This is a genomic window from Flavobacterium rhamnosi (assembly GCF_048286515.1).
Lineage (GTDB): Bacteria > Bacteroidota > Bacteroidia > Flavobacteriales > Flavobacteriaceae > Flavobacterium.
The window spans coordinates 143,399-165,305 of sequence record NZ_JBLVPS010000007.1 but is presented as its reverse complement, the minus strand read 5'-3'; the positions used below and the strand labels follow the sequence as shown (position 1 = coordinate 165,305).

The following is a 21,907-nucleotide window of genomic DNA, read 5'->3' as shown; positions in this document are numbered from 1 at the left end:
TTTTTAGGCTGCTTAGATTTTTAGATTCTGTTGCTGTTGATTATTTAAAACGATTAGATTAGATTAGAAAATTGCAAAAGTCCAATAATCTAAGAATTTCAACAATCTATTGTGTTACTGTTTTTATAAAAATATCATGTACGCTCGGTATTTTTTCTACAAAGTGCGTTACCTGTCCACGTTGAGTCAGTACATTCAACAACTCATTTGGTGTGGCATTTCCAATCTGAACCTCCAGTTTTAATTCGTTGTTGAGTGATTTAAAATTAGCTGGTCCTACAGTGAATTTTTGTGTAATATCATACATCAGACCTTCTACATTATCTGATAAAATGCCCACTTCAAAACTATTGGTTTTAAATTGTCTTTTTACATCTTCCAGTTTTCCTTCAATGAGTTTATTCGATTTATGAATCAGGGCAATATGGTCACACAATTCCTCAACGCTTTCCATTCTGTGTGTGGAGAAAATTATAGTAGCTCCTTCTTCTCTTAATGCCAGAATTTCATCTTTGATAATAGTAGCATTTACAGGATCAAAACCAGAAAATGGTTCATCAAAAATCAACAGTTTGGGTTTGTGTAAAACACATACTACAAACTGAATTTTTTGCGCCATTCCTTTAGAAAGCTCTTGTATTTTCTTGTTCCACCACCCTTGTATTTCTAATCTATCAAACCAATATTCGAGTTGTTTTTTTGCTTCAGCTTTAGAAAGCCCTTTCATCTGAGCCAAATACAAGCATTGTTCGCCAACTTTCATTGTGTTGTACAACCCTCTTTCTTCGGGTAAATAACCTATGTACTGAACATGTTTGGGTTGCAGTTTTTCACCGTCCAGAATAATTTCGCCACTATCAGGTAAAGTAATTTGATTTATTATTCGGATAAGTGATGTTTTTCCAGCTCCATTTGGACCTAAAAGCCCGTAGATACTTCCTTTGGGAACAGTTAATGAAACTTCATTAAGCGCTACGTAATCAACGTATTGCTTCACAATTTTATTAACCTCAAGTATGTTACTCATGCTTATTTTTTAATTTGTGTAAAAGTAAATAATTAGTACCGAAATACTTAGAATTGTTATATAAAAAACCCATCCTTATTTTAACAAGAATGGGCTCTAATTTTTCAAGATGCAACAAATTACTTCGCTACTTAAAAACTTTATTTATTATGAAAACATATCTTTTACTTTCTCGAAAAATGATTTGTCTGATTTTTCAGGATTTGGAATAAAATTCTCATCGGTAAGATTTTTTTCAAAAAACTGTTTTTGGTCTTTGTTCAGCGTTTTTGGTGTCCAAACATTCACATGCACCAGTAAATCTCCGTTACCATATCCATTTAAACTCGGAATTCCTTTTCCTTTAAGCCTCAAGATTTTACCCGACTGAATTCCTTCTTCCAGTTTAATTCTTACTTTTCCGTTTATGGCTTCGATATCTTTTGAAATACCCAAAACAGCTTCTGCAAAACTGATGTATAAATCATAATGCAAATTCTCGCCTTCACGTTTCAAAAATTCATGCTCGATCTCTTCGATAGCTACAATTAAATCCCCTGGAATACTATTCCCTGGAGCGTCATTTCCTTTATTAGAAACTTTTAATTGCATTCCGTCAACAACACCAGCTGGTATTTTTATTGAAACCGTTTCATCTTCAAGAATCATTCCCTGTGAATCCGCGTTTGCCGGTTTTTTATCTAAAATCTGACCAGAACCATTACAAGTTGGACATGTTGAGGCAGATTGCATTCTACCCAAAATTGTATTGGTAACCCGCATAACTTGTCCTTGACCGTTACAGGTAGAACATGTTTTATAACTAACGCCAGGTGCTTGAACCTTGCGTTTTACTTTTACTTTTTTCTCTACACCATTGGCAATTTCTTCCAATGTCAATTTTACTTTGATACGAAGGTTGCTTCCTTTAGCACGACGAACTCCGCCGCCTCCGCCGCCTCCGAAACCACCAAAGCCGCCTCCGAAAATATCACCAAACTGACTGAAAATGTCATCCATATTCATCCCGCCGTGACCACCACCACCAAAACCACCTGAACCATCAAATGCTTGATGTCCATATTGATCATATTTTGCTTTTTTCTGAGGATCACTTAGTATTTCGTATGCCTCGGCTGCTAATTTAAACTTTTCTTCTGCCGATTTGTCTCCAGGATTTTTGTCAGGATGATGCGCTATAGCTTGCTTTCTGTATCCTTTTTTAATTTCGGCAGCATCAGCACTTTTTGAAATGCCTAATATTTCGTAAAAATCTTTTTTCATTTTTATTTTTTCTTTTGTTGAGTCACACAGCGGTGTTCCTCTACGCGTGATATAAAGACGCGATTAATCGCGGATCTACTACTGCCCAATAACAACTTTTGGAAAACGAATGATCTTGTCTCCCAATTTATATCCTTTTTCAAGAACATCAACAATTTTACCTTTCATTTTGTCCGAAGGTGCAGGAATCTGAGTTATTGCTTCAGCAAAATCAGCATCAAATGCATCGCCAGCTTTAACGTCAACTTGCTCCAATCCTTTAGAAACTAATGTGCTTTTTAATTTTTCGTGAATAAGCTCCACACCTTTCAATAGCAACTCATCTTCTGATTTGCTAATTTCAACCACGGCTCTGTCAAAATCATCTAAAACGGGAAGCATTGCAAGTAAAACTTCTTGATTTGCTGTTTTAAACAATTCAATACGCTCTTTTGAAGTTCTTCGTTTGTAATTTTCAAATTCAGCAAATAATCGTAAATACTTATCTTTCTCTTTAGCCAAGTCTTGAGTTAATTGCTCTTCAACACTTAGTTCCTCAATAATAATCTGCTCACCATTCGCATTTTTTTCTAATGTTAGGTCATCTATTTCCTGATCGATTTCTGTATTTTCAGTAGTCATATTACTTATATTTTTAAAAATATTCTTAAACTTCATTTTTCTATTCTTTTCTTTGGATTGCAAAAGTACTGCCAATTCTTTTAAAATGTCAAATTGTCATTCTTTTTCGATTATGCATTGTATTTTTTAATGGTAATAGCAAAATACAATCTCGTTTCACCTGGTAAAAATTTAATATAATTTTAAGACTATTTCGATTTAGTTTGAATAAGTTTGTGATGGTAATTTTCCTAAATTTAGGTATTCTAAAAACAAAACGAACTTAAGGTTAGCTTCAAGGGCTTCAAAATAATTATTAATTCACCATTACCTTATATTAAAAAAAGCTTCGTTTAATAAACGAAGCTTTTTTTATGCTTTAAAATTAAATTACAACAGCGCATTTTTTAAACCTTCAAAATCCAACGAAACCTGTTCGCCTGTAACTAAATTTTTTAGCGAAAAAGAATTCGATGCCATTTCCTGGTCACCTATAATTACAGCAAAAGGAATGCCTCGTTTATCCGCATGCTGAAACTGTTTGGCCACCTTCGCATTATCAGGATACAATTCTACTTTAACGCCTAAATTTCTCAATTCTTTTATTGCTTTCATAGCATAAAAAGCTTCAGAGTCTCCATAATTAATAAATAACGCCTTGGAAGTTTCCGTTACGGTTTCAGGAAATAAATTTAATTCTTCAACAACCAAATAAATGCGATCCAATCCAAAAGAAATCCCTACACCACTCATGTTTTTCAATCCAAAAATTCCTGTCAAATCATCGTATCTTCCACCACCACCAATGGATCCCATGGCAACTGATTTTGGAGGAGCCACTTCAAAAATAGCTCCAGTATAATAATTAAGTCCTCTTGCCAAGGTTACATCTAAATCTAAAACTGCCGTTGACAATCCTAATTCAGTAACATTATTACAGATAAAACGCAACTCTTCCACTCCTTTCATTCCTTCTTGAGATTGATCAAGCAAAACCGAAAGTTGTTCTATTTTCTCTGAAATAGTTCCCGTAAATCGGAATAACGGCTTAACTTTTAGAATAGCTTCCTCAGAGATACCTTTCTCGATCATTTCTTTTTTTACTCCGTCCTCGCCGATTTTATCTAACTTGTCCAGTGCAACGGTGAAATCTATTAATTTATCTGATGCACCAATGACTTCCGCTATCCCAGATAAAATTTTTCTGTTATTAATTTTTATAGTTACACCGTTTAATCCCAAAGCAGAAAAAACAGTATCGTATAACTGAACCAATTCTACTTCTTGCCACAACGATTTAGAACCTACAACATCAGCGTCACATTGAAAAAACTCTCTAAAACGTCCTTTTTGCGGTCGGTCAGCTCGCCAAACCGGTTGGATTTGGTATCTTTTGAATGGGAACTCAATTTCATTTTGATGTTGTACCACATACCGAGCAAACGGTACAGTTAAATCATAACGCAGGGCTTTCTCGGAAATGCTTGATGTTAATTTAGTACTGTCTTTATTTTCTAAATGAGTTGCATTAGCTTTCGCCAAATAATCTCCAGAATTCAATATTTTAAAAATTAATCGATCGCCTTCTTCTCCGTACTTACCCATTAAAGTTTCGGAATTTTCGAATGAAGGGGTTTCTATAGGCTGAAAACCAAATTTCTCGAAATTACTTTTTACAATCTGAATGATATATTGACGTTTTGCCACCTCAGTTGGTGAAAAATCTCTAGTCCCTTTTGGAATGCTCGGTTTTGATGCCATTATTGCTTTACGAATTATGAATTATGAATTACGCATTTTAAATAGTACAATCAACTAATGCAAAATCGCAGAGCGAAATTCTAAATTGTAATTCTTTGCAAATATCTTATTTTTAAAATAAATCTGTTTACATATTTTCGCATTTTATTGCGGGGAGGACTATCCCTGATTAAATTGATACTATGGAAGTGAAAAATAATATTATTTTCATACCTGAAAAAAGAAAAAGAAAAAAAACATTGCCATATTGCAGCAAAAAGCTGGAAATGGATTCTCATACGATTTAATTTAAAACAACCGCAATAAATGTTGTCTTATTACTTTTTTAAAAAATAAACACTGGCAACATTAAAAAAGAAAAATTGTAACAAAAATTGTATTTTCGTGTCAAACTCGTATTATGCTAAAATTATTCAAAGAAAATATTAGAATTGCCTTTGGTTCTATTAGAACACAATTGCTGCGAACCATACTTACAGTGCTGATTATTGCAATAGGCATCACTGCTTTAGTTGGGATCCTAACCGTTGTTTCTGCTTTAGAAAACACAATTTCATCTGATTTCGCTTCAATGGGAGCTAATACTTTTAACATTAATCAATATGAAAATGAAGTGCGAAACCGTGGCGGTCAGGAACGAGAAATTATAAATCCAATCATTTCCTATCCTGAAGCTATTGCTTTCCAAAACAAATTTAACTATCCTTTTACTGAAACCTCACTTTCTTTTACCGCAACTTCTACTGCCGAAGTTAAATATGAAGCCACAGAAACCGATCCTGAAATCAGCATCTTAGGCGTTGACCAGCATTTTATAACTAATTCAGGTTTAGAAACCAGTTTGGGACGAAATTTTACCGGATTTGATATTGACAACAACTCCTATGTCTGCGTTGTGGGATCTGATTTTGAAAAAGGATTACTAAAAGATGTGAATCCTATTGATAAAATAATTTCTATCCGCGGTGCTAAATTTAAAGTTATCGGAGTGTTAAAAGAAAAGGGATCTACCTTTGGAAACAGCCAGGATCTAAGAGTTTTAATTCCAATTCAAGTGGCTCGTTCTCTGTTTACGGCGCCTAATATCAATTACACTATGAGTGTCATGGTATCAAAAAAAGAACTACTGGATCAAGCCATTGATAACGCAACAAGTACTATGCGCAGAGTTCGTAAATTAAGTCCTGTGAAAGACAGCAATTTCGGCATTGTTCGAAGTGATGATCTTATTAATAGAATCTTAGGAATTACAAAATACCTAGGGCTTGCATCATGGCTTATTGGCATTATTACTGTTCTTGGTTCTTCAATCGCCTTGATGAATATCATGATTGTTTCAGTAACGGAACGTACCAGAGAAATTGGGGTTAGAAAAGCTTTGGGAGCAAAAAAAACTACGATTGCTTTTCAGTTTTTCATTGAAACATTACTTATTGGACAATTAGGCGGTTTAGTTGGAATTATCTTGGGAATCTCAATCGGTTTTGCTTTAGCCACAGCAATGGATTTTGTATTTGTAATTCCTTGGGGTGCTATTATGGCAGCTTTCATAACAAGTTTTATCGTAGCAATTGTTTCTGGCTTATATCCAGCTATAAAAGCAGCTATGCTTGACCCGATTGAAGCGTTACGATACGAGTAACTTAGTTTGCAGCTCACTAAAAAAAACGTCTTGATTCCTCAGGAGACTTTTAATCTAAGTTTTACAAAAAATGTTTGTCATTCTTAAAGCAATCTCTTATTTCATATCTGCCTTTGTCATCCTGTCATTCCCGTAAATATCTTTGCGTAGTTCAATGTTTTTAAAATTCATTTTTTCCAGCAAAGCAATCATTTCTTTCCCTAAATACTGGTTTATTTCAAAATACAATTGTCCGTTTGGCAAAAGGTTTTTTTGAGCTAAATCAGCAATTTTTTTATAAAAAATTAACGCATCATTATCTTCTACAAAAAGAGCCAAATGAGGTTCGTGATCTAAAACATTTTTCTTTATTTCAACTTTTTCTAAATTTCGAATATAAGGAGGATTAGAAACAATGATATCAAATTGCTGCTCTAAATCCTCAGCTTCAAGAATATTTTTCTTTATAAAAGTAACTTTTACACTATTGATTTCAGCATTTTTTCTGGCTGTAGTCAAAGCTTTTTCAGAGACATCTATTGCAAAAACCTTTGCATTAGGAATATTTCTAGCCAATGATATAGCAATACAGCCACTTCCTGTTCCTATGTCCAAAATTTTCAAAGCATGCGATTTTTCGCTTTTTGAAGTAGCTTTAATAATCCATTCAACTAATTCTTCAGTTTCCGGTCTTGGAATCAAAACATTTTCATTGACTTCAAAATCCAATCCATAAAAACTGGTTTTCCCTAATAAGTATTGTATTGGAATTTCCATTTTTAATGGTTCCAAAATAGAATTCCAAATTGTCATTTCCTCTTGCGAAAAAACCAAATCAGGATGCAATGCCAAATCAATTCTTTTGAGCTGATTCTTTTCTTCTAAAATCAAATAGAAAAAGCTCTCGGCTTCTTCCACATCATAAATCGGAGTGAGTTCCTCAATAAATTGGGCTCTGTATTCTTTTATTTTCATTTTAATAGTATCTGGGTTATCTGAATTAATACCGTTAATTTATAACTTACAAATCTTTCAACATCCAAACGGGACAACTAGTATGACCGGTACTTCCCATTGGGGAACAGATATATTCAAACCCTACTTTCTTGTATAATTTTTGGGCATCATGCATAAACGGCATGGTTTCAAGATAACATTTTTTGAAACCAAAATCTTTTGCGCTTTGCAAACATATTGACATCATTTGGCTGCCAATTCCTAAGCCACGAGTTTCCGGAAGAAAATACATTTTTTGCAACTCACAAATAATTTCCGTTTCATTTTCAAGCGGAGCTATTCCAGCTGAACCGATAATTTTTCCGTTTTTTTCAACAACGTAATAAACAGATTTGGGTTTATTATACTCTTCAAACATTAAATCTAAATAAGGATCTTCGTAAGCAGTTCCTATTTTGGGAATGTTCAACTCATCAAATACGGCACGTATCAATTGCGCAACCGCTTGATTATCTTCTTTTTTTATTTTTCTAATATTGAAACTTTCCATTTTTATTCTATTCTGATGTTAGATACAAAAGTAGAAATTGTTTAGTACTAATTTTGAAAGATCCAAAATAATCCCGAAGATTCGGGCTAAACTCAAAAATAACTACTTTTGTGTTGTGAAAAGACATGAAAAATATATCAAACGTTGCATCGAATTAGCCAAAAATGGCTTAGGCACAACCTATCCTAATCCTTTAGTCGGCAGCGTAATTGTTTACGCGGACAAAATCATTGGTGAAGGCTGGCATAAAAAAGCTGGAGAGCCACATGCCGAAGTAAACGCTGTAAATTCCGTAAAAGACAAATCTCTTTTAAAAAAAGCAACTATTTACGTGAGTTTGGAACCTTGCAGTCATTTTGGAAAAACACCTCCTTGCTGCGATTTGATAATCCAAAATAAAATTCCAAATGTGGTTATTGGCACTGTCGATCCAAATATAAAGGTCGCAGGAAACGGAATCAAAAAACTTATTGAGGCCGGAATACAGGTCACTGTTGGTGTTCTGGAAGCAGAATGTCATGAATTGAATAAACGCTTTTTTACTTTCCACGAAAAGAAAAGACCCTACATCATTTTAAAATGGGCCGAAAGTCAAGATGGATTTATTGCCCCTGAAAAGATTCTTCGTTATCCCGAAATTTCGAAACAGAGCGATACTAAAAAAAAACCGGTTTGGATTACAACTGTTTATTCAAGACAGTTAGTACACAAATGGCGAACCGAAGAACAAGCAATTCTGGTAGGTACGCAAACCGTTATTGATGACAATCCACAGCTAAATGCACGAGATTGGCATGGAAACAATCCAATTCGTTTGATTATAGACCAAAACAATCGTATTCCCGAAGACAGTCACATATTTGACAATCAGATTAAAACTATCCTATTTTCAAAATCGAAAACAAAAATTGAAAAAGAAAACACTATCTTTGAAGTAATTGATTTTGAACAAAACATAGCAAAACAAATAATAAAAGCGCTATATCAACATCAAATTCAATCCGTAATTATTGAAGGCGGAAGACAAACCATACAGACTTTTATTGATACCAATCTCTGGGATGAAGCGAGAATCTTTATTGGAAACGTTCAATTTACTGCAGGTACAAAAGCCCCAATATTAGATAAAAATCCGTTCGAAAAATATTCGATTGGAAATGATGAACTTATAATTTCTAGAAACCATGATTAACGCTATCATTTTTGATTTTGGGGATATCTTTATCAATTTAGATAAACAAGCTACTATGGATGCCTTAGAAAAACTAGGCTTATCCGAGTGGAATGAAGACTTAGATTATTTAAATATTCAGTTTGAAACAGGTCAGATCTCGCGTGAAAAATTCCTTCTTGGTATTCAAAAACACGTTCCAAATGCTTCTATAAAAGAAATTTTAGCAGCCTGGAATGCGATTCTTCTTGATTTTCCACTGTACCGATTGGAATTCCTTCAAATGCTTTCCAAAAAATACCGCCTGTTTTTATTGTCCAACACTGATTCCATCCACATAGAAACTTTTGAGCAAAAAAATGGGATTTCATTTTACAGCGATTTTTATCAATGTTTTGAGAAAGTATATTTTTCATTTGAGGTAGAAATGAGAAAACCCAATCCGGAAATTTTCAATTACCTGGCAAACAAACATGACTTGGCTCCAAAACGCACTTTATTCATTGATGATAAAAAAGAAAATACGGATGCGGCACTCGCATTAGGGTTTCAAGTCTGGAATTTACAAGTTGGAAAAGAAGATGTCGTTAATTTATTTGACAAAAAAATAATTTAGAAAACACTATTCTTTTGGAATTTAAAGACACTTACAATACTATTGAATTTCCTTCTTCAGAAGTATTATTCAAAGAAAAAAACAGTAAATTCTTTGGTTATGCTTACCCCATTGAATCGGAAGACGAAGTAAAACCACTAATCGAAATTTTACGAAAACAACATCCCAATGCAGGACATTTCTGTTATGCTTACCAAATCGGCACCGATACTGTAACCTATAGAGCCAATGATGATGGCGAACCCAGCAACACTGCAGGCACCCCTATTTACGGGCAAATTCAGTCTTTTTCTGTAACCAATGTATTAATTGTGGTTGTTCGAATTTTTGGTGGCGTAAAATTAGGCGTTGGAGGATTGATATCTGCATATAAAACTACTGCACAAACGGTTCTTGAAACTTGTAGAATAATCGAAAAAACCATAAATATTCATTTTTCAATCTCATTTGATTATAAAAATATGAATAAAGTAATGAGAGTAATCAAGGAGAAAAGGTTAGAAATTGTAACCCAAGAAATGGAAATAAGCGAAGATTCAGGACTTCCAATTGGCAAAATAGAGCTAAAAACCAGAAAAAAAAATGCCGAAATGGTATTCGACATTTTTAATCTGATGTTTGAAATCGATATAAAACGACTCTAATTTCTGCTTGAAATTACTGTTTTTATAATTTATTCTATCCTTTTTAACAAATCTAAAATATAATCTGGAGGAGCTGTTGGACGACCTGTTTTTAGAGACACAAAAACCAAAATAAATTGGGCAGTTGTTAATAACTCATCAGACTCATTATAAATAGCGCAATCAAATTCAATCTTTACAGAGCTCTGTGATTTAAAAGTTGTATGAACGGTTAGCAACTCGTCATACCGAGCCGATTTTTTATAATTTATATTCATCGAAACAATCGGCAACCCAATACCACTTTCTTCCATGCTTTTATATGAAATCCCTTTGTCTCTAAGCCATTCCACCCTTCCTATCTCAAAATAGGGGATATAATTTCCATGATATACAACGCCCATTTGGTCCGTTTCTGAGTAACGTACACGAACTTGAATTTGATGATCTTTCATTAATTATGTATTAAAAATTATAAATTTAAAAAGCGCCTTACAACAATAATTCGTAAAATTATTACCCAATATATTTTTTTTTACAGAAATTTGTTCACATATTTGTTACCCCGAAAAACAATAGATTTTCACACTTTTTTTAGTAAGATAATAATTACCGAATAAAAATAATTTAACAGAATATATGAACAAAACTGCTCAATCAGTATGGGAAAACTGTTTGTCTTTTATAAAAGACAACATTCAGGATCAAGCTTACAAAACTTGGTTCGAACCAATCAAATCAGTTGAACTTACCGATAACGCATTATATATTCAAGTTCCAAGTAAATTTTTCTACGAATGGTTAGAAGAACACTATGTAAAATTATTAAAAGTGGCTCTTACCAAAGAACTCGGAAAAAATGCAAAGTTACTCTATAAAATCAGAATGGAAAACACTTATGGCAACAAACAACCGTTTACGGAACAATTGCCAAGTGCTAATAGAGTACCTATGAAGCCCCAAGAAGTTGATGCTCCATTTAAAAATCTAAATCCGGAATTAAAGAATCCATTTGTAATTCCAGGAATTCGCAATTTAAAAATTGAATCACAACTTAATGCAAATTACAGTTTTGATAATTTTCTTGAAGGAGACTCTAATAGATTAGCTCGTTCTGCTGGTATGGCTGTTGCCAATAAACCAGGAGGAACTTCATTTAATCCATTATTAATTTTTGGAGGAGTTGGTCTTGGAAAAACCCACTTAGCACATGCTATTGGTGTGGAAATAAAAGACAAATATCCAGAAAAAACCGTTTTGTATATCTCTGCTGAGATTTTCACGCAGCAATATATTGATTCGGTAAAGAAAAATAACCGAAATGATTTCATCCACTTCTACCAATTAATTGATGTTTTAATTATTGATGATGTTCAATTCCTTTCTGGAAAATCAGGAACTCAGGATGTCTTTTTCCATATATTCAATTATTTGCATCAAAATGGCAAACAGGTAATCTTGACATCTGACAAGGCACCCGTTGACATGCAAGACATTGAACAACGTTTACTATCTCGTTTCAAATGGGGATTGTCTGCAGAATTGCACCAACCGGATTATGAAACCAGAATTTCTATCCTCAAAAACATATTGTATAGAGATGGTGTAGAAATACCGGAAGAAATAATCGAATACGTTGCTCGTAACATCAAATCAAATGTACGGGAATTAGAAGGAGCAATCATTTCCCTAATTGCACAATCTTCTTTCAATAAAAAAGAAGTCACTTTAGAACTGGCTAAAAGTGTTGTTGAAAAATTTGTGAAAAATGTAAAGCGAGAAATTTCTATCGATTACATTCAAAAAATTGTTTCCGATTATTTCCAATTGGACTTAGAAACCCTACAATCAAAAACTCGAAAGAGGCATGTTGTGCAAGCGAGGCAATTAGCTATGTTTTTTGCTAAAAAATTCACAAAAGCATCTTTGGCGAACATTGGTTCACAAATTGGAGATAGAGATCACGCTACAGTATTACATGCATGCAAAACCGTTGACAATTTAGTTGCTACCGACAAACAATTCAAAAAATTTGTTGAGGATATCAATAAAAAATTAACGCTATAAGAGCATCATGTCTATAAAAATTTTAATGGTTTGTTTAGGAAATATTTGTCGGTCTCCCTTAGCCGAAGGTATATTAGCTTCAAAACTCCCAAAAAATAAATTTAGAGTTGATTCAGCAGGAACAGGTCCATGGCATATTGGTCATTCACCAGATGTTCGCTCCATTGCTGTTGCGAAAAAAAATAAAATAAACATTTCAAATCAAGAAGGCAGACAATTCAGCAAATCTGATTTTGACACTTACGATTATATCTTTGTAATGGATAATTCTAATTACGAGAATGTTGTTGCATTGGCTGAGACTAAAGATCAAAAAGAAAAAGTGCATCTTATTTTGAATGAATTATTCCCAAATGAGAATGTAGATGTACCTGATCCTTTTTTTGGTTTACCAAACGGATTCGAAATAGTTTACAATATGCTTGATGAAGTTTGTGAGCTTATTGCTAAAAAATTAATAGCCAAACATCAATAATCTATCGGCTTCAAAAATTAATTTTCGAAGAATTTATTCTCTATTAAAAAAAGTAATTCCGGTTCCAAAAAAATTTAACAAACAATTTACTTTAAAAACATAAAACCAAACTGATGAAATCAATCCCTCTTTTAGGAAAACTCTATTTAATACCAACTACATTGGGAGATAGTAATCCTATGGATGTCTTGCCACAAACCATAAAAAGAAGTATTGATTTTATTGATTATTATATTGTTGAAAACGAAAAAACAGCCCGAAAATCTATCAAAGGAGTTAGTCCCGAAAAGAAACAATCGGAGCTCAAACTTTTTGTTTTAAACAAACATACCGAGACTAAAGAGCATCTGGATTTCATCAGACCTTTATTAGAAGGGAAAAATGTAGGATTAATGAGTGAAGCTGGTTGTCCTGGCGTTGCTGATCCTGGCGCAGTAATTGTAAAACTGGCACATGAAAAAGGAATACAAGTTGTTCCACTTGTAGGCCCTTCTTCTATTCTTTTGGCGATGATGGCTTCTGGAATGAACGGACAAAGTTTTACATTTAATGGGTATCTACCAATAGAAAAAGGAGAAAAGAAAATGGCTCTTAAAACGCTGGAAAAACTTTCTCAAGACAAAAACCAATCCCAAATCTTTATAGAAACTCCTTACAGAAACAATAAAATGTTGGAGGATATTTTACAAGCCTTAAACCCTGCAACCTATCTTTGTATTGCAACGGATATTACTTTGCCAACAGAATATATCAAAACTATGCGAGCCTCTGATTGGAAAAAAACACAAGTGGATTTACACAATCGTCCTACTATTTTTATAATTCATAAAATGTAGACCCCCCAGATTTTAGAATTTAAAGTCATGCCAAAGCGTTGCTCTAAAAAATCAACATACCAGAATCAGACGTTACAAAACAGCTACACTGCATAAATAGCAAAAATAGCACGTGCCGAAAGTTTATTCCTTATTGGAAATAAAAACGACAATTCCTCTTTATTTCATAGTGCACAAGAGGATTTTCTTGCTAAAAATCATGACAAATCCTCCTCTGATATTAACGTTATTTACAGAAAAAATTAACCCTCTCACTTTAAAAAAAACACTAATTTTACTAGTGCCCAATATCGTTTTTTGATTTAAAATTCAAAAAAGCAAAACCGCTAATGTTTTTAAACTATTATGATTTTAAAAATCTAAAAAAAACAAAAAGGGTCATACAATTATAACCTTGACATATATATTTTAATCATAATAGTAGCCTGACTTGATTATAATTTAAAAACCTTAATGTCATGAAACGTTTTATTATTGTTCTGTTATTTCTAAGCATAATCACTGCGTCTTATTCTCAAGAAAAAGAGAATAGCTCCACAGATGGAAATATAAGAATAGAAGAATTACCAGGAGTTGTAATTAAAAGTGCCGGAAAAGACTTTTCTGTATATTTACCAGATAGAAATCCAGATAAAGATGTAAGAGCTCTGGAAGAAGAGTTTATAGCTTATGATTTGGGGAAAGATTACGAAGGATATGAGACCTATTTAGTGGTTATGAAGACTGACAAAGGCTCTTTATCTGCTACTTATAATGAAAATGGAAAATTAACAAGTGTTGTAGAAAACTATGAAAATGTAAGACTTCCCAGTAGTGTAATTTATTCTGTTTACAAAGCTTTCCCTGGATGGAAAATTGTAAATGACAAATTTTTATATTCTCAAAAAGAAGGTGATATAGTTAAAAAAGAATATAATCTCAGAATAAAAAAAGATAAAGAAACTAAAAAATTAGTTGTCAATGCAAATGGAGATATTGTAAAAGGAATCTAATTCCAAATAACTATAAAGTAAAAGCTATCGTTCGGGTAGCTTTTTTTTTGAAACAAATCCAACTATTTATCTTGAAGTTTTACAGCGTAAGCAAGTATTTTTAGTTGATACTAATAGTTCAATCAAAATTGTGATTAAACCAGTACTTTTATAACATAATAAATTAAAATCATTTTATGAGTAAACTACCAAATATCAGCACGAGTATCTTTACTGTAATGTCTAAAATGGCAAATGAACATAACGCAATCAATCTATCACAAGGTTTCCCAAATTTTCCTGTTAATGAAAGATTAACTGATATCGTAGCCAAACTTGCCAAAGAAAATATACATCAATACTTTCCGATGTCGGGATACCCGCCACTATTATCAAAAATCGCGACACTTATCAATAACTCATACGGCAGAATCGTTCAGCCTGAAACAGAAATACTGATAACTGCTGGCGCAACTCAGGCAATTTTCACTACTATACTGGCTTTGGTAAAAGCTAATGATGAAGTAGTAATATTAGATCCAAGTTATGATTGCTATGAGGCTCCGGTTTTACTTTGTAATGCTTTCCCGGTTCGGGTAGCACTAAACGATGATTATACTCCGAACTGGGAAATGATCGAAAAGGCATGTACTTCAAAAACGAAAATAATTATTATCAACAATCCCCACAATCCGACGGGGAAAATCTTGAATAAATTCGATTTTAAAGCATTGGAAACACTTTTAGAAAAACATCCTGACATCTTACTCCTTTCAGATGAAGTATACGAATACATTACTTTTGAAGAAAGACATATTTCAGCGCATACTCAGAAGAAGTTATTAAATCGCTGTGTGATGATTTCCTCTTTTGGCAAATCGTTCCATGTAACGGGATGGAAAGTGGGTTATCTGGTAGCGCCTTTACACTTAATGACGGAAATTAAAAAGGTGCATCAGTTTTTAGTTTTTAGCGTAAATAGTATTTGTCAGGCTGCCATTAGTGACTATTTGGATTTGGTTTCAGTAGAAGAAATAGGAAAATTATATCAGGAAAAACGAGATTATTTTCGACAATTATTAAAAGTGAGTCGTTTCAAACTCATGCCCTGCGAGGGAACTTATTTTCAGGTTGCTTCCTATGCCGCTATTTCAAATGAAAATGATGTTGACTTTTGCAAGCGTCTCATCATTGAACATGGTGTCGCTGCCATTCCAATTTCTACTTTTTATGCTGATGGAAAAGATCTGAAGTTAATTCGTTTCTGCTTTGCCAAAGACAATGCAACTTTGAAAGAAGCTGCTAAAAGATTGTGTGCTATTTAAAAGCTTTTATTTTATTTATTATGCATGCATACTATTTAATTTATTATATTTACATAAAAAAAATATAAAAATATGGGTTATACAGATAAAATGTTACGTGACGATGCTCTAAAAGGAAAAGTGATTGTTGTGACCGGAGGCGGAAGCGGCTTAGGAAAAGCAATGACTAAATATTTCCTGGAGTTAGGTGCTCAGGTTGCAATTACATCGAGAGACTTGGAAAAACTAAAAAATACTGCTTTAGAATTAGAAACTGAAACGGGCGGAACTTGTCTTCCAATTCAATGTGATGTACGTCATTACGAAGAGGTAGAAAACATGCTGCACGAAGTTCTGAAAGCCTTTGGCAAAGTAGATGTTTTATTGAACAATGCTGCTGGAAATTTCATTTCACCAACCGAAAGATTATCAGCAAACGCTTTTGATACTGTAATTGATATTGTTTTGAAAGGGACAAAAAACTGCACGCTTGCTTTTGGAAAACACTGGATTGACACCAAACAAAAATCATCTACAATCTTAAATATTGTAACTACTTATGCCTGGACTGGTTCCGCTTATGTAGTTCCAAGTGCCACTGCAAAAGCAGGAGTTTTGGCGATGACAAGAAGTCTTGCTGTAGAATGGGCAAAATATGGCATTCGCTCGAATGCGATTGCTCCAGGACCATTTCCTACTAAAGGAGCTTGGGACAGATTGCTTCCGGGAGATTTATCCGAAAAATTTGATATGGCAAAAAAAGTACCTTTAAAACGTGTTGGAGATCATCAGGAATTGGCCAATTTAGCAGCTTATTTAGTCTCTGATTTCTCAGCGTATGTGAACGGTGAAGTAGTTGTTATTGATGGCGGTGAATGGCTCAAAGGCGCTGGACAATTTAATATCCTGGAAGCTATTCCTGAAGAACTTTGGGATCAGTTGGAAATGATGATTAAAGCGAAGAAAAATAAATAGCATTATATTGATAAAGAGAGCACTTCGCTCTCTTTATCAATTTATAGTACGCTCCAAAGCAACTAAAATTTCACTTTGCAGCAATCCACTCCCACCACCATAATGCTGGACAATTATTATACTTGGTTTTTTGTTTTTGAAAAACACACACAAATCGTTTTCACTTTCTTTCTGAATTCCACAACCCAATAAAACAATAGAAAAATCATTTTTTTGAAAAATCTCCTTAGCTTCCTCATCATTCATCGCACCTACTCCATTCCAATTATCAGTAGCATTTAGTAATCGGACTACCGTTTCTAATATTTCAAGATGCCTTCCTATGTATAATATATTCACTGTTTCCATCGTTCCAGTTTTGTAAAAACAAACCTCAAAGATTTAAGGGCCCTTTGAGGTATTGAATTTGCTTCTATTTGAAATTTATTGTTTAACAAACTGTAATTCGATATGCAATCGAACTTCTTCACTAACTAAAACACCCCCTGTTTCCAAAGCAGAATTCCAGTTTAATCCCCAATCTTTTCGATTGATTTTTCCTTCTAATGAAAGTGCCATTTTGGTATTCCCCCATGGATCTTTCATTAATCCTCCATATTCTGCCGCTAATTTTACCGACTTTGTAACGCCATGTAACGTTAAATCTCCAACCAATTCATATTCCCCTTCATTAATTTTAATAAACGAAGTAGCGTTGAATTTAATTTCTGGAAACTGGGCAGCATCAAAAAAGTCGGGACTCAATAAATGAGTATCTCTATCTGCGTTTCCAGTAGTTATCGAATCAATTGCACCGGTAAATTCAATTTTTGCATTTTCAAAATCATTATCTTCTGCTTCAATCGAAGCATCGAATTTTAGAAACTTACCTGAAACATTAGTAAACATCATGTGTTTCACTTTAAAACCAATTTCTGAGTGTGTTGGGTCTATTACCCATTTAGTTGTTGACATATTATTATTGTTCTTATTATTATTAGTTATTTTATTCTTTAATTTATCGCATTACAATTTCATTGGCACTTCCATCAAAAGGATTTCTGCATCGGGTGAATTAGCCGTGATTGTAATTGTACTGGTATCCCAAATTCCTAATCCATCACGCTTATTTAGAGCGATGTCACCTACGTTAAAATCACCCTTTAAAACAAAAGCATAAATTCCGTTACCCGGCTTTTTCAGTTCGTAAGAAGTCGAAAATCCATTGTCAAATTTCCCAATATGAAACCAGGCATCTTGATGAATCCAAACCCCTTCATCCTCCGGATTCGGTGATAAAATCTGTTGCAACTTATTATGACGATCGTTCAGGTCTAAAGTAATTTGATCGTATCGAGGGGTCACATTTTTCTTATTTGGATAAATCCAAATCTGCAAAAATTTAACGGACTGATCTTTATTCTTATTGTATTCGCTATGAAAAATTCCGGTACCGGCACTCATAACCTGAATATCCCCTTCTTTAATAACAGTAGTGTTTCCCATGCTGTCCTGGTGCTCTAAATCACCTTCCAGAGGAATAGAAATAATTTCCATATTATCATGGGGATGCTTCCCAAAACCCATACCTTCATTTACCCTGTCGTCATTCAGAACTCGTAATACTCCAAAATTAGTACGATCCGGATTGTGGTAACTCGAAAAGCTAAAAGTGTGATATGATTCTAACCAACCATGATTGGCATGACCTCGTGTATTGGCTTTATGCAAAACCGAATGAGTAATTATTCCATCTTTTATTTTATCTGTATTTTCCATATCTGTTTTCTTTAATATTACAATACAAAGTTGCGTCAAAAAACAACCTTATGCATTGAACTAGGACAAGAAATGAAAAATAACGAGAATTTAGTGTTTGGCGATTTTGGTTCTTATCTTACTTAAAAACTCAGCAGAAATCCCTAGATAAGATGCAATATAATGTTGTGCGACTCGCTGTGGAAGTGTCGGATAGCGCTCTAGAAATTCAAGGTATTTCTCAGTAGCGGTTTTAGAAATAGTATTAAAAAGTCGGTTTTGCGTAACTGCCAAACTGCGCTGCATCAAGATCCTAAAGGCACGTTCAAACTTTGGTGCTTTAACGAATAATTCTTCTTTAGTTTCAGGACTGAACATAAAAAAGGCACAATCTTCTAATGTTTCTATATACACGCGACTTGGTTCGTCTTCATAAATACTAAAAGAAATATCGCTTACCCAAGCATTTTCGATAGCAAATTGAAGAATGACTTCAAAACCATTAGCATCAATATAATATTTCCTGACGCAGCCTTTGATAACGAAAGCTTCAAAATTACACATCTCCCCCTCATGAAGCATAATCGTTTTCTTTGAAACCGTTTTATACTCTAATAAAGCATTGAAAATTTTTAATTCTTCAGGCTCAAAAGTGACGTATCGACTGATGTTTTTATTGATTTGTGAATACAAAGTTTTTATTTTTTTGAAAACTAAAGGTAAAAAAAAATGTTAATTAATAACAGCACATAAATATATTAAATTAGCAATATTTCCTCAAAAAACAAAAACCACTCGCAATTAAATTCCTATTTTTGCTTTGATAAATAAACAATACATATTTTATGCTCATTATAGGAATTGCAGGTGGGACAGGAAGTGGAAAAACGACCGTTGTTCATCAAATTATGAATGAATTACCAGAAACCGAAGTAGGCATTATTTCACAAGACTCGTATTACAAAGAAAATCGTGGGCTGTCTTTCGACGAAAGAGCACTCATCAATTTTGATCATCCTCGTGCTATTGATTTCGAATTATTAGTTGCCCATCTTAAAGAACTAAAGGAAGGAAACAACATTAATCAACCCGTTTATTCTTTTGTAACACATAATAGAACGGACGACACCGTTTTTACTCATCCTAGAAAAGTAATGATTGTGGAAGGAATTCTAATTTTGGCAAATCCAGAATTAAGAGATTTATTTGACGTTAAAATATACGTACACGCTGATTCTGACGAGCGATTAATCCGCCGTATGAAGCGTGACATTGCGGAACGTGGCCGTGATATGCACGAAGTTATAAACCGCTACCAAACCACATTAAAACCTATGCATGAACAATTTATAGAACCAACAAAAGCATTTGCTGACATTATTATTCCTAACGACAAGTACAACACTGTAGCTATAGATGTGGTGCGTGCAGTAATAAATCAAAAAATTCTATAATTTATTTGTAATTTTAATCTATCAATAACAGGAGCTATTTCCGGCTTTACTCTTCACTCTTTGCTAAAATATTGAAATGTAAAGCGGGGCTAAAAAAATAAAAATGACAAATCCATACAAAGATAAATCTTGGTTTAAATTTTTGAGCAACAAATACGTCTGGGTCTTGTTGTTTTTTGTTACTTGGATGATTTTTCTGGATAACTATTCCTACTTCGGCCATCGTATTTTAGACAAACAAATTGAAGATTTAGAAGACAATGCCACTTATTACAGAGAGGAAATAAAAAAAGATCAGGAGAACATCAAGCAATTAAAAAATCCAGAGCAAGTAGAAAAATACGCTCGCGAGAAATACTATATGAAAAAAGATAGTGAAGATATTTACATCATTGAATTCGAAGGTGACACGATTGAAAAAAATAAATAATTAAAAATTTTAATTGTCCCAAATCATAATATAATCAATAAACAAAATGGCTGCTACTCTTTTCGATGATTTCAATCCCGTTTCCTCCAAACAATGGAAGCAAAAAATCCAATTTGAACTCAATGGAGCTGATTATAACGAAACTTTAGTCTGGAATTCACCCGAAGACATTCAGGTAAAACCTTTTTACCATAAAGATGAATTCACAAAAGCTTACCCAGTTAGTACAAAAGCCAGCCGATTCAAAATTTGTCAGAACATATTTATTTATGATTTTGAAAAATCAATAGAAAGAGCATTGGATTCATTAAAACGTGGAGCGGACAGCCTTCGGTTTACAATCGAAGACGAAACTATCGACATTACAAGACTATTGGAGAAATTACCATTAGAGAACACTCCAGTTTACTTTCATTTGAGTTTTATCTCAATCGATTTCGTTAAAAGAATTAATGCATTTGCAAAGAAAAACAATGCTACAATTTTTTGTAATATGGATCCTATTGGCCAATTAGCCAAAGATGGAAACTGGTTTACAACCAAAGAAAAAAATAATTTTGAAACACTGAATCTACTTTCAAAAGAAGCGAAATCGGTTTCACTATTAAGTATTAATACCGCTTTGTATCAAAATGCTGGCGCAAACATGGTGCAGCAAATCGCCTATAGTTTAGGACAAGCTAATGAATATTTTAACCGAATTGAAACTATAGATCAACCGATAGTTTTTGAAGTTGCAGTTGGTACAAATTACTTTTTTGAGATTGCAAAACTGCGCGCTTTGCGATTGCTTTTTAATCTGATTGCCAAAGAATACAACCATAACCTGGATTGCAACATTATAGTTTCACCCACTAAACGTAACAAAACCTTATATGATTATAACGTAAATATGTTGCGCACAACGACTGAATGTATGTCTGCAATAATTGGCGGAGCGGATAGTATAGCAAATTTACCTTATGATGCTTTGTATCATAAAGACAATGAATTTGGAGACCGAATCGCTAGAAATCAATTATTAATTCTCAAAAACGAAAGTTATTTTGACAAAGTTAATAATCCCGCTGATGGTAGTTATTATATAGAAAACCTCACCAATCAATTAGCCGAGAAAGCGTTGGTCTTATTCAAAGACATTGAGTCTAATGGCGGTTTCCTGAAACAGCTTACTAGTGGAATAATCAAAAGAAAAATTCAGGAAAGTGCCGATACCGCACAACAATTATTTGATAGTGGTAAAGAAATTTTATTGGGAACAAACAAGCATCCTAATAAACAGGATAAAATGAAACATGACCTGGAATTGTTTCCTTTTGTAAAAGTAAAACCAAGGAAAACACTAATTACGCCAATAATTGAAAAACGTCTGGCAGAAAAAATGGAGCAGGAAAGATTGAATCTCGAATAGGATTCGATATTCAATTTTTTGGGTTAATTAAGATTGAAAAAATCATGGTAATTCGTGT

The 21,907-nt window shown here is 33.6% G+C and carries 24 protein-coding genes; 13 read left to right on the top strand and 11 right to left on the bottom strand.

Annotated elements, in window-relative coordinates; translation table 11 throughout:
- Positions 1-106 precede the first annotated feature (106 nt).
- The 4 genes from ACNQGN_RS08295 to hisS form a co-directional block, all read right to left on the bottom strand.
- Positions 107-1,027 (bottom strand): ABC transporter ATP-binding protein, encoded by a 921-nt coding sequence (locus ACNQGN_RS08295; protein ID WP_417987359.1) that lies wholly within the window; start codon positions 1,025-1,027, stop codon positions 107-109.
- 147 nt (positions 1,028-1,174) lie between these two features.
- Complete coding sequence (dnaJ, locus tag ACNQGN_RS08290) at positions 1,175-2,290, bottom strand: molecular chaperone DnaJ (RefSeq protein ID WP_417987358.1); 1,116 nt, start codon at positions 2,288-2,290, stop codon at positions 1,175-1,177.
- A gap of 78 nt (positions 2,291-2,368) precedes the next feature.
- A complete protein-coding gene (locus ACNQGN_RS08285) occupies positions 2,369-2,947 on the bottom strand; it encodes a nucleotide exchange factor GrpE (RefSeq protein WP_417987357.1) in 579 nt (192 codons plus the stop codon).
- Positions 2,948-3,280: 333 nt separating this feature from the next.
- Complete coding sequence (gene hisS / locus ACNQGN_RS08280; RefSeq protein WP_417987356.1) at positions 3,281-4,651, bottom strand: histidine--tRNA ligase; 1,371 nt, start codon at positions 4,649-4,651, stop codon at positions 3,281-3,283.
- Between the two features lie 400 nt (positions 4,652-5,051).
- On the opposite strand from hisS, the gene ACNQGN_RS08275 reads away from it, so the two are divergent.
- Positions 5,052-6,293 carry an ABC transporter permease gene (locus tag ACNQGN_RS08275; RefSeq protein WP_417987355.1) on the top strand — a complete coding sequence of 414 codons (1,242 nt, stop codon included), beginning with the start codon at positions 5,052-5,054 and terminating at the stop codon, positions 6,291-6,293.
- Positions 6,294-6,389: 96 nt separating this feature from the next.
- Here ACNQGN_RS08275 and prmC read toward each other — a convergent pair whose 3' ends face one another.
- Both prmC and ACNQGN_RS08265 read right to left on the bottom strand, forming a co-directional pair.
- Positions 6,390-7,247, bottom strand: coding sequence for a peptide chain release factor N(5)-glutamine methyltransferase (gene prmC / locus ACNQGN_RS08270; RefSeq protein ID WP_417987354.1), 858 nt, complete (start codon positions 7,245-7,247; stop codon positions 6,390-6,392).
- 46 nt (positions 7,248-7,293) lie between these two features.
- Positions 7,294-7,779: a GNAT family N-acetyltransferase gene (locus ACNQGN_RS08265; RefSeq protein WP_417987353.1), complete on the bottom strand. Its 486-nt coding sequence runs from the start codon at positions 7,777-7,779 to the stop codon at positions 7,294-7,296.
- 115 nt (positions 7,780-7,894) lie between these two features.
- Here ACNQGN_RS08265 and ribD point away from each other — a divergent pair, with 115 nt between their 5' ends.
- From ribD to ACNQGN_RS08250, 3 genes are read left to right on the top strand one after another with little or no spacing between them, the layout of a single operon-like run.
- Complete coding sequence (gene ribD, locus ACNQGN_RS08260) at positions 7,895-8,971, top strand: bifunctional diaminohydroxyphosphoribosylaminopyrimidine deaminase/5-amino-6-(5-phosphoribosylamino)uracil reductase RibD (RefSeq protein WP_417987352.1); 1,077 nt, start codon at positions 7,895-7,897, stop codon at positions 8,969-8,971.
- Positions 8,964-9,566, top strand: a complete 603-nt coding sequence (locus tag ACNQGN_RS08255; protein ID WP_417987351.1) for an HAD family hydrolase — start codon at positions 8,964-8,966, stop codon at positions 9,564-9,566. The genes ribD and ACNQGN_RS08255 overlap by 8 nt, the downstream gene beginning before the upstream one ends.
- Before the next feature lie 14 nt (positions 9,567-9,580).
- Positions 9,581-10,210: an IMPACT family protein gene (locus ACNQGN_RS08250; RefSeq protein ID WP_417987350.1), complete on the top strand. Its 630-nt coding sequence runs from the start codon at positions 9,581-9,583 to the stop codon at positions 10,208-10,210.
- Between the two features lie 29 nt (positions 10,211-10,239).
- Here ACNQGN_RS08250 and ACNQGN_RS08245 read toward each other — a convergent pair whose 3' ends face one another.
- Positions 10,240-10,644, bottom strand: a complete 405-nt coding sequence (locus ACNQGN_RS08245; protein ID WP_417987349.1) for an acyl-CoA thioesterase — start codon at positions 10,642-10,644, stop codon at positions 10,240-10,242.
- A 184-nt stretch (positions 10,645-10,828) separates the two neighbouring features.
- Here ACNQGN_RS08245 and dnaA point away from each other — a divergent pair, with 184 nt between their 5' ends.
- The 6 genes from dnaA to ACNQGN_RS08215 all read left to right on the top strand — a co-directional run bounded on the left by dnaA (position 10,829) and on the right by ACNQGN_RS08215 (position 16,817).
- Entirely contained in the window at positions 10,829-12,256 is a 1,428-nt protein-coding gene (dnaA, locus tag ACNQGN_RS08240) for a chromosomal replication initiator protein DnaA (RefSeq protein ID WP_035674283.1), read from the top strand.
- 7 nt (positions 12,257-12,263) lie between these two features.
- Complete coding sequence (locus tag ACNQGN_RS08235; protein WP_417987348.1) at positions 12,264-12,731, top strand: low molecular weight protein-tyrosine-phosphatase; 468 nt, start codon at positions 12,264-12,266, stop codon at positions 12,729-12,731.
- A gap of 113 nt (positions 12,732-12,844) precedes the next feature.
- Entirely contained in the window at positions 12,845-13,567 is a 723-nt protein-coding gene (locus tag ACNQGN_RS08230) for an SAM-dependent methyltransferase (protein ID WP_417987347.1), read from the top strand.
- A gap of 458 nt (positions 13,568-14,025) precedes the next feature.
- Complete coding sequence (locus tag ACNQGN_RS08225) at positions 14,026-14,559, top strand: hypothetical protein (protein ID WP_417987346.1); 534 nt, start codon at positions 14,026-14,028, stop codon at positions 14,557-14,559.
- A 176-nt stretch (positions 14,560-14,735) separates the two neighbouring features.
- Positions 14,736-15,863: a methionine aminotransferase gene (locus ACNQGN_RS08220; protein ID WP_417987345.1), complete on the top strand. Its 1,128-nt coding sequence runs from the start codon at positions 14,736-14,738 to the stop codon at positions 15,861-15,863.
- A gap of 72 nt (positions 15,864-15,935) precedes the next feature.
- Positions 15,936-16,817: an SDR family oxidoreductase gene (locus ACNQGN_RS08215; protein WP_417987344.1), complete on the top strand. Its 882-nt coding sequence runs from the start codon at positions 15,936-15,938 to the stop codon at positions 16,815-16,817.
- 36 nt (positions 16,818-16,853) lie between these two features.
- Here ACNQGN_RS08215 and ACNQGN_RS08210 read toward each other — a convergent pair whose 3' ends face one another.
- The 4 genes from ACNQGN_RS08210 to ACNQGN_RS08195 all read right to left on the bottom strand — a co-directional run bounded on the left by ACNQGN_RS08210 (position 16,854) and on the right by ACNQGN_RS08195 (position 19,247).
- Positions 16,854-17,165, bottom strand: coding sequence for a hypothetical protein (locus ACNQGN_RS08210; protein ID WP_417987343.1), 312 nt, complete (start codon positions 17,163-17,165; stop codon positions 16,854-16,856).
- Between the two features lie 75 nt (positions 17,166-17,240).
- Positions 17,241-17,771, bottom strand: a complete 531-nt coding sequence (locus ACNQGN_RS08205) for a YceI family protein (protein ID WP_417987342.1) — start codon at positions 17,769-17,771, stop codon at positions 17,241-17,243.
- 51 nt (positions 17,772-17,822) lie between these two features.
- A complete protein-coding gene (locus ACNQGN_RS08200; RefSeq protein ID WP_417987341.1) occupies positions 17,823-18,575 on the bottom strand; it encodes a pirin family protein in 753 nt (250 codons plus the stop codon).
- A 90-nt stretch (positions 18,576-18,665) separates the two neighbouring features.
- Complete coding sequence (locus tag ACNQGN_RS08195) at positions 18,666-19,247, bottom strand: Crp/Fnr family transcriptional regulator (protein ID WP_417987340.1); 582 nt, start codon at positions 19,245-19,247, stop codon at positions 18,666-18,668.
- Positions 19,248-19,399: 152 nt separating this feature from the next.
- Between ACNQGN_RS08195 and udk the strand changes: the two genes are divergently transcribed.
- The 3 genes from udk (at position 19,400) to ACNQGN_RS08180 (ending at position 21,849) form a co-directional block, all read left to right on the top strand.
- Entirely contained in the window at positions 19,400-20,008 is a 609-nt protein-coding gene (udk, locus tag ACNQGN_RS08190) for a uridine kinase (protein ID WP_417987339.1), read from the top strand.
- A gap of 103 nt (positions 20,009-20,111) precedes the next feature.
- Positions 20,112-20,438 (top strand): FtsB family cell division protein, encoded by a 327-nt coding sequence (locus tag ACNQGN_RS08185; protein ID WP_417987338.1) that lies wholly within the window; start codon positions 20,112-20,114, stop codon positions 20,436-20,438.
- Positions 20,439-20,484: 46 nt separating this feature from the next.
- Positions 20,485-21,849, top strand: a complete 1,365-nt coding sequence (locus tag ACNQGN_RS08180; RefSeq protein WP_417987337.1) for a methylmalonyl-CoA mutase subunit beta — start codon at positions 20,485-20,487, stop codon at positions 21,847-21,849.
- Positions 21,850-21,907: the final 58 nt, after the last annotated feature.

Coding starts and splice junctions, on each gene's coding strand:
- ACNQGN_RS08295 (WP_417987359.1), bottom strand. CDS start 1,027: ATGAGTAACATACTTGAGGTTAATAAAATTGTGAAGCAATACGTTGAT.
- dnaJ (WP_417987358.1), bottom strand. CDS start 2,290: ATGAAAAAAGATTTTTACGAAATATTAGGCATTTCAAAAAGTGCTGAT.
- ACNQGN_RS08285 (WP_417987357.1), bottom strand. CDS start 2,947: ATGAAGTTTAAGAATATTTTTAAAAATATAAGTAATATGACTACTGAA.
- hisS (WP_417987356.1), bottom strand. CDS start 4,651: ATGGCATCAAAACCGAGCATTCCAAAAGGGACTAGAGATTTTTCACCA.
- ACNQGN_RS08275 (WP_417987355.1), top strand. CDS start 5,052: ATGCTAAAATTATTCAAAGAAAATATTAGAATTGCCTTTGGTTCTATT.
- prmC (WP_417987354.1), bottom strand. CDS start 7,247: ATGAAAATAAAAGAATACAGAGCCCAATTTATTGAGGAACTCACTCCG.
- ACNQGN_RS08265 (WP_417987353.1), bottom strand. CDS start 7,779: ATGGAAAGTTTCAATATTAGAAAAATAAAAAAAGAAGATAATCAAGCG.
- ACNQGN_RS08255 (WP_417987351.1), top strand. CDS start 8,964: ATGATTAACGCTATCATTTTTGATTTTGGGGATATCTTTATCAATTTA.
- ACNQGN_RS08245 (WP_417987349.1), bottom strand. CDS start 10,644: ATGAAAGATCATCAAATTCAAGTTCGTGTACGTTACTCAGAAACGGAC.
- dnaA (WP_035674283.1), top strand. CDS start 10,829: ATGAACAAAACTGCTCAATCAGTATGGGAAAACTGTTTGTCTTTTATA.
- ACNQGN_RS08235 (WP_417987348.1), top strand. CDS start 12,264: ATGTCTATAAAAATTTTAATGGTTTGTTTAGGAAATATTTGTCGGTCT.
- ACNQGN_RS08230 (WP_417987347.1), top strand. CDS start 12,845: ATGAAATCAATCCCTCTTTTAGGAAAACTCTATTTAATACCAACTACA.
- ACNQGN_RS08225 (WP_417987346.1), top strand. CDS start 14,026: ATGAAACGTTTTATTATTGTTCTGTTATTTCTAAGCATAATCACTGCG.
- ACNQGN_RS08220 (WP_417987345.1), top strand. CDS start 14,736: ATGAGTAAACTACCAAATATCAGCACGAGTATCTTTACTGTAATGTCT.
- ACNQGN_RS08215 (WP_417987344.1), top strand. CDS start 15,936: ATGGGTTATACAGATAAAATGTTACGTGACGATGCTCTAAAAGGAAAA.
- ACNQGN_RS08210 (WP_417987343.1), bottom strand. CDS start 17,165: ATGGAAACAGTGAATATATTATACATAGGAAGGCATCTTGAAATATTA.
- ACNQGN_RS08205 (WP_417987342.1), bottom strand. CDS start 17,771: ATGTCAACAACTAAATGGGTAATAGACCCAACACACTCAGAAATTGGT.
- ACNQGN_RS08200 (WP_417987341.1), bottom strand. CDS start 18,575: ATGGAAAATACAGATAAAATAAAAGATGGAATAATTACTCATTCGGTT.
- udk (WP_417987339.1), top strand. CDS start 19,400: ATGCTCATTATAGGAATTGCAGGTGGGACAGGAAGTGGAAAAACGACC.
- ACNQGN_RS08185 (WP_417987338.1), top strand. CDS start 20,112: ATGACAAATCCATACAAAGATAAATCTTGGTTTAAATTTTTGAGCAAC.
- ACNQGN_RS08180 (WP_417987337.1), top strand. CDS start 20,485: ATGGCTGCTACTCTTTTCGATGATTTCAATCCCGTTTCCTCCAAACAA.